Genomic DNA, 9,326 nt, shown 5'->3' on the forward strand with positions numbered 1-9,326 from the left:
AGCAGTCTGCTTTCATGGAATACGTTATTCGTCTTCCAATTCGATGTTGATACCCAGTGAACGGATCTCTTTCAACAATACGTTGAACGACTCAGGCATACCTGGTTCCATCTGATGGTTACCATCAACAATGTTTTTGTACATTTTGGTACGACCGTTAACGTCATCCGACTTAACAGTAAGCATTTCTTGTAGCGTGTAAGCCGCACCGTATGCTTCCAGTGCCCATACTTCCATCTCCCCGAAACGCTGTCCACCAAACTGTGCTTTACCACCAAGAGGTTGCTGAGTAACTAAGCTGTACGAACCGGTAGAACGGGCGTGCATCTTGTCATCAACTAAGTGGTTCAGTTTCAGCATGTACATGTAACCTACAGTTACTGGACGTTCGAATTGTTCACCTGTACGACCATCGAAAAGTGTAATCTGACCAGAAGTTGGAAGATCTGCTAATTTCAGCATCTCTTTAATTTCCATCTCTTCTGCACCATCGAACACAGGTGTTGCAGTTGGCATACCTTTTTTCAGGTTCTCAGCCAAACGTAACACTTCTTCATCACTGAAGGTGTCCAAATCAACTTTCTGACGAGGTGCCATACCCAGATCATAAGCTTTCTGGATAAATTCACGTAACTTAGCCACTTCTTGTTGCTGTTTCAGCATCGCATTGATTTTATCACCGATACCTTTAGCAGCCATACCCAAGTGAGTTTCAAGGATCTGACCAATGTTCATACGTGATGGTACACCCAGTGGGTTCAGTACGAGGTCAACAGGATTACCGTTTTCATCGTATGGCATGTCTTCAATTGGGTTAATCTTAGAGATAACACCCTTGTTACCATGACGACCCGCCATCTTATCACCAGGTTGGATCTGACGTTTAACAGCCAGATAAACCTTAACAATCTTCAATACACCCGGTGCTAAATCATCACCTTGAGTGATCTTACGACGCTTAGCTTCCAGTTTCTTCGCGAATTCAGCTTTCAGTTCATCATACTGTTCAGCTAATTGTTCTAACTGGTTTTGCTTCTCTTCATCAGCAAGACCCAGTTCTAACCAACGTTCACGAGGTAGTTTATCTAATTTGTCAGCTTCAATACCGCCGGCAATCAGAACGCCACGAATACGTGCAAAAAGACCCGCTTCAAAGATACGTAACTCTTCTGTTAAGTCTTTTTTAACTTCACGTAATTGCGATTCTTCGATTTCTAATGCACGTTTGTCTTTTTCTACGCCATCACGGGTGAAGACTTGTACATCAATAACTGTACCAGACACACCGTTAGGAACACGCAGAGAAGAATCTTTAACATCAGATGCTTTTTCACCGAAGATAGCACGTAGCAGTTTCTCTTCTGGAGTCAGTTGAGTTTCACCTTTCGGTGTTACTTTACCTACCAGAATATCACCGCCTTTCACTTCAGCACCGATATAAACGATACCTGATTCATCCAGTTTAGATAACGCAGCTTCACCAACATTAGGAATATCTGCAGTGATCTCTTCAGGCCCTAACTTAGTATCACGAGACACACAAGCAAGTTCTTGAATATGGATAGTTGTGAAACGGTCTTCTTGAACAACACGCTCAGATACAAGGATGGAGTCCTCGTAGTTATAACCATTCCATGGCATAAATGCCACGCGCATGTTTTGACCTAATGCAAGTTCACCAAGGTCTGTTGATGGACCATCGGCAAGTACATCACCACGTTCAACAGGTTCACCTAAAGAAACACAAGGTGTTTGGTTAATACATGTGTTTTGGTTAGAGCGGGTATATTTAGTTAAGCTGTAAATATCAATGCCTGCTTCACCAGCATAAGTCTCATCTTCGTTTACTTTGATAACGATACGAGAAGCATCAACATACTGAACAGTACCACCACGTTTTGCTACCGCAGTAACACCGGAGTCAACCGCTACAGCACGTTCCATACCTGTACCTACCAGTGGTTTATCACCACGAAGTGTAGGAACAGCCTGACGTTGCATGTTCGCACCCATCAATGCACGGTTGGCGTCATCGTGTTCAAGGAATGGGATCAGTGAAGCACCGACAGAAACAACCTGTTGAGTTGAAACGTCCATGTACTGAACTTGATCACGACTAAATAAACTTGACTCACCTTTATGACGGCAAGTTACTAATTCTTCTACGAAGTGGCCATCATCATCTAATACGGAGTTAGCCTGAGCAATGATGAAGTTACCTTCTTCAATTGCAGACAGATAGTGGATTTCATCTGTTACAGCGTTGTTTTCTACAACACGGTAAGGCGTTTCTAAGAATCCGTACTCGTTAGTCTGTGCATAAACAGATAATGAGTTAATCAGACCGATATTTGGACCTTCAGGTGTTTCGATTGGACACACACGACCATAGTGAGTTGGGTGTACGTCTCGAACTTCGAAGCCTGCACGTTCACGAGTCAGACCACCAGGGCCTAATGCAGAAATACGACGTTTATGGGTAATTTCTGACAGCGGGTTGTTCTGATCCATAAACTGCGATAACTGGCTAGAGCCAAAGAACTCTTTAACTGCAGCAGAAATCGGTTTTGCGTTGATCATATCTTGTGGCATTAATGCATCAAGATCACCTAAAGATAAACGCTCTTTAACTGCACGCTCAACACGCACCAGACCAACACGGAATTGGTTTTCAGCCATTTCGCCAACAGAACGAATACGACGGTTACCTAAGTGGTCGATATCATCCACTTCACCTTTACCATTACGGATATCAATCAGTTTTTTCATCACTTCAATGATATCTTCTTGGCTTAAGATGCCAGAACCTTCAACTTCTTCGCGACCTAAAGAGCGGTTGAACTTCATGCGACCAACCGCAGAGAGATCATAACGATCTTCTGAGAAGAATAAGTTCTCAAATAAGTTTTCTGCCGCTTCGCGAGTTGGTGGTTCACCAGGACGCATCATGCGATAGATTTCAACTAATGCGCTTAAACGATCGTTGGTAGGATCGACGCGGATAGTTTCTGAAATATAAGCACCATGATCTAAATCGTTGGTAAACAGTGTTTCGATGGTTTTATGACCAGCTTGACTTAAGCGAGCTAACACATCTAAAGAGATTTCCATGTTAGCAGCACAAATCAATTCACCTGTCGCTTCATCAATATAGTCACGAGCCACTACTTTACCTGCGATGTATTCAACAGGTACTTCGATGCGCTCAATTTGTTCTTTTTCTAACTGACGAATATGACGAGCAGTAATACGGCGACCTTTTTCGACATAAACTTTGCCGTTTGCTTCAATATCAAATGAAGCTGTTTCACCACGCAGACGCTCAGGAACTAACGTCATCATCAGTTTATTATTACTGATTTCAAACGTTGTTTTCTCGAAGAACAGATTTAAGATGTCTTCGGTGCTGTAGTTCATTGCGCGTAAAATGATAGTCGCTGGTAATTTACGACGACGGTCAATACGGACAAAAAGATTATCTTTAGGGTCGAATTCGAAGTCTAACCATGAACCACGATAGGGAATAATACGTGCGTTATACAGTACTTTACCTGAAGAGTGCGTTTTACCTTTATCGCTATCAAAGAACACACCAGGGCTACGATGTAACTGGGAAACAATAACACGCTCAGTACCATTGATAACAAAAGTACCATTATCGGTCATTAATGGGATTTCACCCATATAGACTTCTTGTTCTTTGATGTCTTTAACGGTGCCTTCTGGGGCTTCACGTTCATAAATGACCAGACGCAGTTTTACACGTAATGGTGCAGAATAAGTTACACCACGGATCTGACATTCTTTAACATCAAAAACAGGCTCGCCAAGGCGGTAGCTGACATATTGCAGTTCAGCATTGCCGCTGTAGCTTTGGATTGGAAATACGGAACGGAAAGCCGCTTCCAGCCCATTTTGACCATCAGGATCTTGCTCGATAAACTTCTGGAACGAGTCAAGTTGGATAGAAAGGAGATAGGGAACATCCAGAACTTGTGGACGTTTACCAAAATCCTTACGAATACGTTTTTTCTCGGTATAGGAGTAAACCATAGGGTTCCTCAGCTCGCTGAAAAGTGACCCACTCTGCCTGCCCTTGTTATTAAGGGTGACACGACATTCATCTAACACTGTTTTTTTGTAGGTAGGAAAATAAAATTTTCCATAATACTTATTGTTATTACTCTTAAATCATTTCATTGCATTGCGCACACTACCGAGCTTTTGGAAAAACGTGGATCGTAGTGGCTAACACAGTATATTAAGTCGTCAATAGCAAAAAATATTGAGGTAAAGAGGAAGCCAAAAAAGTGTGAAAAAGCTACTCTTACCTTACAGCGCAAAAAGGCTGGTGACCAAAAAATCACCAGCCATCAGCCGTTAGGCTGCTCTCTGGGAAGTTAAATTACTTAACTTCAACCTCAGCACCTGCTTCTTCCAGAGCTTTCTTCAGAGCTTCAGCATCATCTTTGCTTACGCCTTCTTTCAGAGCTGCTGGAGCAGATTCTACTAAGTCTTTAGCTTCTTTCAGACCAAGACCTGTAGCGCCACGTACTGCTTTGATTACTGCTACTTTGTTACCGCCGATACCTTTCAGGATAACGTCGAATTCAGTTTTTTCTTCAGCAGCTTCTGCTGGACCCGCAGCAACAGCAACAGCTGCAGCAGCAGATACACCGAATTTTTCTTCCATCATAGTGATCAGTTCAACAACGTCCATTACAGACATTTCAGCAACTGCATTTAAGATATCGTCTTTAGAGATAGACATAACAATTGTTCCTAAAATTCAGAAAAAGTTTATACGTAGTAAAGCAACGAAGGAAATTGGCTATTAAGCAGCTTCTTTCTGATCGCGCAGTGCAGCCAGAGTACGAACCAGTTTGCCGGCAGCGGCTTCTTTCATGGTTGACATCAGGCGTGCGATTGCTTCTTCGTAAGTTGGTAGTGTAGCCAGGCGATCAATGTTTGAACCTGGGATAAACTCACCTTCAAAGGCAGCCGCTTTAATCTCGAATGCTGGGTTCGCTTTCGCGAAATCTTTGAACAGACGAGCTGCAGCGCCCGGGTGTTCAGAAGAGAAAGCAATCAAGGTAGGACCAACAAATGCGTCTTTCAGCACTTCATAAGAAGTACCTTCAACAGCGCGACGTAGCAATGTGTTACGTACTACACGTACAGTAACACCAGCTTCACGACATGCTTTACGCAGTTCAGTCATTTTATCTACAGTTACACCACGGGAATCCGCAACAACTGCAGACAGCGCGCCTTTGGCAACTTCGCTGACTTCAGCAACAATCGCTTGTTTGTCTTGAAGATTTAGTGCCATTAGCTTCTTGCTCCTGGATTAACCGAGTAAAAACTCGGGACTCACATCACTTATTGCCACAATGGAAATAAGCGCTAAAACACGGTGAGCAGAATCCAGAATATAAAATTCTTTTTGGCTCTCTCACCGTCTACGCAGGAAAATTAAGTAATTACTTACACCTGCGGTCTTGGACGGGGTCTGGATAGGCCAGACTCCAACCGAATTTGGGAATTTAGTTATGTTGACTCACATTCAAAATACAACATAGCTAAACTCAAGGCGTCAAATTCTATACAAATTTGACGCCAAGGTAAAGTCTTTTATGACTTTTAGTCTAATCGAGGATTAAACTGTCGCGCTTAAGCTTGCTTGATCAATAGCAACACCTGCACCCATAGTGGTAGACAGGCTTACTTTCTTGATATAAACGCCTTTAGCTGAAGATGGTTTTGCTTTTTTCAGCGCAACCAGCAGAGCTTCTAAGTTTTCTTTCAACTGAGCTTCGTTGAAATCAACTTTACCGATAGTGGTATGGATAATACCATTTTTGTCGTTACGGTAACGAACCTGACCAGCTTTAGCATTTTTAACAGCTTCAGCAACGTTAGGTGTTACAGTACCCACTTTCGGGTTTGGCATTAAGCCACGTGGACCAAGGATTTGGCCTAATTGACCAACAACGCGCATTGCATCTGGAGATGCAATTACAACGTCAAAGTCCATTTCGCCAGCTTTAACTTTAGCAGCTAAGTCATCCATACCGACTAATTCTGCACCAGCTTCTTTAGCAGCTTCTGCATTTGCACCTTGTGCGAATACAGCAACGCGAACTGAACGACCAGTACCGTGTGGCAGAACAGTAGCACCACGAACGTTTTGGTCTGATTTACGAGCATCGATGCCGAGGTTAACAGCAACATCAACACTTTCAACAAATTTAGCTGTAGCTAACTCTTTCAATAAAGCAACTGCTTCATTGATTTCGTACTGTTTCACTACATCTACTTTTTCACGGATATTGCGCATGCGCTTGGTTAGTTTAGCCATCAGATTAGTCCTCCACTACCAGGCCCATGGAACGAGCAGTACCTTCAATTGAACGCATCATAGCTTCAACATCAGCACCAGTCAGATCCGCAGCTTTAGTTTCTGCAATTTCACGAACTTGAGCAGTAGTTACTTTACCTACTTTATCTTTGTTCGGTTTGCCAGAACCTGATTTCACGCCCGCTGCTTTCTTCAGCAGAATCGCTGCTGGAGGAGTTTTAGTAACGAAAGTGAAAGAACGGTCTGCGTAAACTGTAATAACAACAGGGATTGGTAAACCTTTTTCTACGCTTTCAGTTTTAGCGTTGAATGCTTTACAGAATTCCATGATGTTAACACCTTGTTGACCCAGAGCTGGACCAACTGGTGGACTTGGATTAGCCATACCTGCTGCAACTTGCAGTTTGATATAGGCTTGGACTTTCTTAGCCATTAATTAATTCCTCAATGTGGGTATATCGCCCGGCTAGGGCTCCCCGATTTACTTTGCTTTGTCTCATGACAAAACAACTCAAAACGAAAGGTGGAAAATTGTAGTGAACTTTTCCACCTTTTGCAAGAAAGGCGAGTAAAAAGGTTTAACCTTTTTCAACCTGACTAAAGTCTAATTCCACTGGGGTCGCACGACCAAAGATAGAAACAGACACTTTCAGGCGACTTTTCTCGTAATCAACTTCTTCAACAACACCGTTAAAGTCAGCAAATGGACCATCACTAACACGAACCATTTCACCTGGTTCAAACAGTGTTTTAGGACGTGGTTTGTCACCAACTTGTTGTAGACGATTCATGATCGCATCAACTTCTTTATCACTAATTGGTGCAGGTCTGTCTGAAGTACCGCCAATAAACCCCATGACTCTTGGCACATTACGCACAAGATGCCAAGTTGCATCATTCATGACCATTTGGACAAGAACATAGCCTGGGAAAAATTTACGCTCACTTTTACGGCGCTGTCCGCTACGGATCTCAACAACTTCTTCTGTTGGAACCATAACTTCGCCAAATGAGTCTTCCATTTCGTTTAATTTGATATGTTCACGCAGAGACTGTGCTACACGGCCTTCGAAGCCTGAAAAGGCTTGAATAACATACCAGCGTTTTTTAGGAGAATCAGTCATGAACACCTCACAGGCCAGTAATAAATGAAACTAAACGAACCAGAATGCCATCCAGTCCCCAAAGAACCAATGACACAATAGCCGTCACCGCAGCAACGATTAATGTTGTCTGCAATGTTTCTTGACGCGTTGGCCATACTACCTTACGCATTTCAATTCGAGCTTCGCGAGCAAATGCTAGTGTTGCTTTACCTTGTGTTGTCCACAACGCAACTCCGCCCGCAGCCGCGAACAGAATAACAACCGCTAAAGCCCGCAACGCAAGGTTAAATTCACGATAAAGATAGTTGCCACCCACTGCTACTACCAGCAATAAGACGGTAATGATCCACTTAGCGATATCACCACCGCGTTTGCTATCTTGAGCTCCGCTATTCGCACTCATAAATTAACCTGTCCATATGATGTAAATAAATAGCCAGCTTGCCTCGCAAGAGCAAAACAAATCAGACTAACCATAAATAAACTATGATTGCATCTGACACAGCGTCATATCTCTATGACATTCGTATCTGCAAGATACTGGACTCAATTCGTTGTATCAGAGCCTATCTCACCAATAATTTCCAGAAAACTAGTGATGAGATAGGTTCTTTTTCAAACAACGCATAAAAAGGGCATCAATTGATGCCCTTCTTTAGGAAAATTACCGAGTAATTAACCTAATACTTTAGCAACAACACCCGCACCTACTGTACGGCCACCTTCACGGATTGCGAAGCGTAAACCTTCGTCCATTGCGATTGGGTGGATCAGTTCAACGATCATGTTCACGTTGTCGCCTGGCATTACCATTTCTACGCCTTCTGGTAATTCGATAGTACCAGTTACGTCAGTTGTACGGAAGTAGAACTGTGGACGGTAGCCTTTGAAGAATGGAGTGTGACGACCACCTTCATCTTTGCTCAGAATATAAACTTCTGATTCAAATTTGTTGTGTGGGTTGATTGAGCCTGGTTTCGCCAGTACTTGTCCACGTTCGATTTCTTCACGTTTTGTACCACGCAGTAGAACACCTACGTTCTCACCTGCACGACCTTCGTCAAGTAATTTACGGAACATTTCAACGCCAGTACAAGTTGTTTTTGCGGTTTCTTTGATACCAACAATCTCAACTTCATCACCTACTTTGATGATACCACGCTCTACACGACCAGTAACTACTGTACCACGGCCTGAGATTGAGAATACATCTTCGATTGGTAACAGGAATGGTTTGTCAATTGCACGCTCTGGCTCTGGGATATAAGAATCCAGTGCTTCTGCTAATTCAACAATTTTTGCTTCCCACTCTGCTTCGCCTTCCAGTGCTTTCAGCGCTGAACCACGGATTACTGGAGTGTCATCACCTGGGAAATCGTATTGAGACAGAAGTTCACGAACTTCCATTTCAACTAATTCTAACAGCTCTTCATCATCTACCATGTCACATTTGTTCAGGAATACGATGATGTAAGGAACACCAACCTGACGACCTAACAGGATGTGCTCACGAGTTTGTGGCATTGGACCATCAGTTGCTGCTACTACCAGAATAGCTCCGTCCATTTGCGCAGCACCAGTGATCATGTTTTTAACATAGTCGGCGTGACCTGGGCAGTCTACGTGTGCGTAGTGGCGAGTTGGAGTATCGTATTCTACGTGTGAAGTAGAGATGGTGATACCACGCGCTTTTTCTTCTGGCGCATTATCGATTTGGTCGAATGCACGAGCAGCACCACCGTAAGTTTTAGCTAAAACTGTAGTGATTGCAGCAGTCAGAGTTGTTTTACCGTGGTCAACGTGGCCGATAGTACCAACGTTAACGTGCGGTTTTGAACGTTCAAATTTTTCTTTAGACA

Annotated in this window: 8 protein-coding genes; all 8 read right to left on the reverse strand. The window is 43.2% G+C overall.

Going from position 1 to position 9,326, the window contains the following annotated elements; translation table 11 throughout:
* Window positions 1–24 precede the first annotated feature (24 nt).
* A complete protein-coding gene (gene rpoB / locus GWI58_RS03635; protein WP_004246906.1) occupies window positions 25–4,053 on the reverse strand; it encodes a DNA-directed RNA polymerase subunit beta in 4,029 nt (1,342 codons plus the stop codon).
* Between the two features lie 352 nt (window positions 4,054–4,405).
* Window positions 4,406–4,771: a 50S ribosomal protein L7/L12 gene (rplL, locus tag GWI58_RS03640; RefSeq protein WP_004246905.1), complete on the reverse strand. Its 366-nt coding sequence runs from the start codon at window positions 4,769–4,771 to the stop codon at window positions 4,406–4,408.
* A gap of 63 nt (window positions 4,772–4,834) precedes the next feature.
* On the reverse strand, window positions 4,835–5,332 hold the full coding sequence (gene rplJ / locus GWI58_RS03645; protein WP_004246904.1) for a 50S ribosomal protein L10: 498 nt from the start codon (window positions 5,330–5,332) through the stop codon (window positions 4,835–4,837).
* 327 nt (window positions 5,333–5,659) lie between these two features.
* Window positions 5,660–6,361, reverse strand: a complete 702-nt coding sequence (gene rplA, locus GWI58_RS03650) for a 50S ribosomal protein L1 (protein ID WP_004246903.1) — start codon at window positions 6,359–6,361, stop codon at window positions 5,660–5,662.
* Between the two features lie 4 nt (window positions 6,362–6,365).
* On the reverse strand, window positions 6,366–6,794 hold the full coding sequence (gene rplK, locus GWI58_RS03655; RefSeq protein ID WP_060555735.1) for a 50S ribosomal protein L11: 429 nt from the start codon (window positions 6,792–6,794) through the stop codon (window positions 6,366–6,368).
* 145 nt (window positions 6,795–6,939) lie between these two features.
* Window positions 6,940–7,485, reverse strand: coding sequence for a transcription termination/antitermination protein NusG (gene nusG, locus GWI58_RS03660; protein ID WP_004246900.1), 546 nt, complete (start codon window positions 7,483–7,485; stop codon window positions 6,940–6,942).
* Between the two features lie 7 nt (window positions 7,486–7,492).
* Window positions 7,493–7,870 (reverse strand): preprotein translocase subunit SecE, encoded by a 378-nt coding sequence (gene secE, locus GWI58_RS03665; RefSeq protein WP_004246899.1) that lies wholly within the window; start codon window positions 7,868–7,870, stop codon window positions 7,493–7,495.
* 272 nt (window positions 7,871–8,142) lie between these two features.
* Window positions 8,143–9,326: elongation factor Tu (tuf, locus tag GWI58_RS03670; protein ID WP_017627866.1), on the reverse strand; the 1,184-nt coding region annotated here is incomplete at its 5' end.

This window comes from Proteus sp. G2674 (genome assembly GCF_009915195.1).
Lineage (GTDB): Bacteria > Pseudomonadota > Gammaproteobacteria > Enterobacterales > Enterobacteriaceae > Proteus > Proteus mirabilis.

Bases quoted from the DNA above. Each gene is read 5' to 3' on its own strand.
- rplJ (WP_004246904.1), bottom strand. From the start codon at position 5,332: ATGGCACTAAATCTTCAAGACAAACAAGCGATTGTTGCTGAAGTCAGC.
- rplA (WP_004246903.1), bottom strand. From the start codon at position 6,361: ATGGCTAAACTAACCAAGCGCATGCGCAATATCCGTGAAAAAGTAGAT.
- rplK (WP_060555735.1), bottom strand. From the start codon at position 6,794: ATGGCTAAGAAAGTCCAAGCCTATATCAAACTGCAAGTTGCAGCAGGT.
- rplL (WP_004246905.1), bottom strand. From the start codon at position 4,771: ATGTCTATCTCTAAAGACGATATCTTAAATGCAGTTGCTGAAATGTCT.
- nusG (WP_004246900.1), bottom strand. From the start codon at position 7,485: ATGACTGATTCTCCTAAAAAACGCTGGTATGTTATTCAAGCCTTTTCA.
- secE (WP_004246899.1), bottom strand. From the start codon at position 7,870: ATGAGTGCGAATAGCGGAGCTCAAGATAGCAAACGCGGTGGTGATATC.
- rpoB (WP_004246906.1), bottom strand. From the start codon at position 4,053: ATGGTTTACTCCTATACCGAGAAAAAACGTATTCGTAAGGATTTTGGT.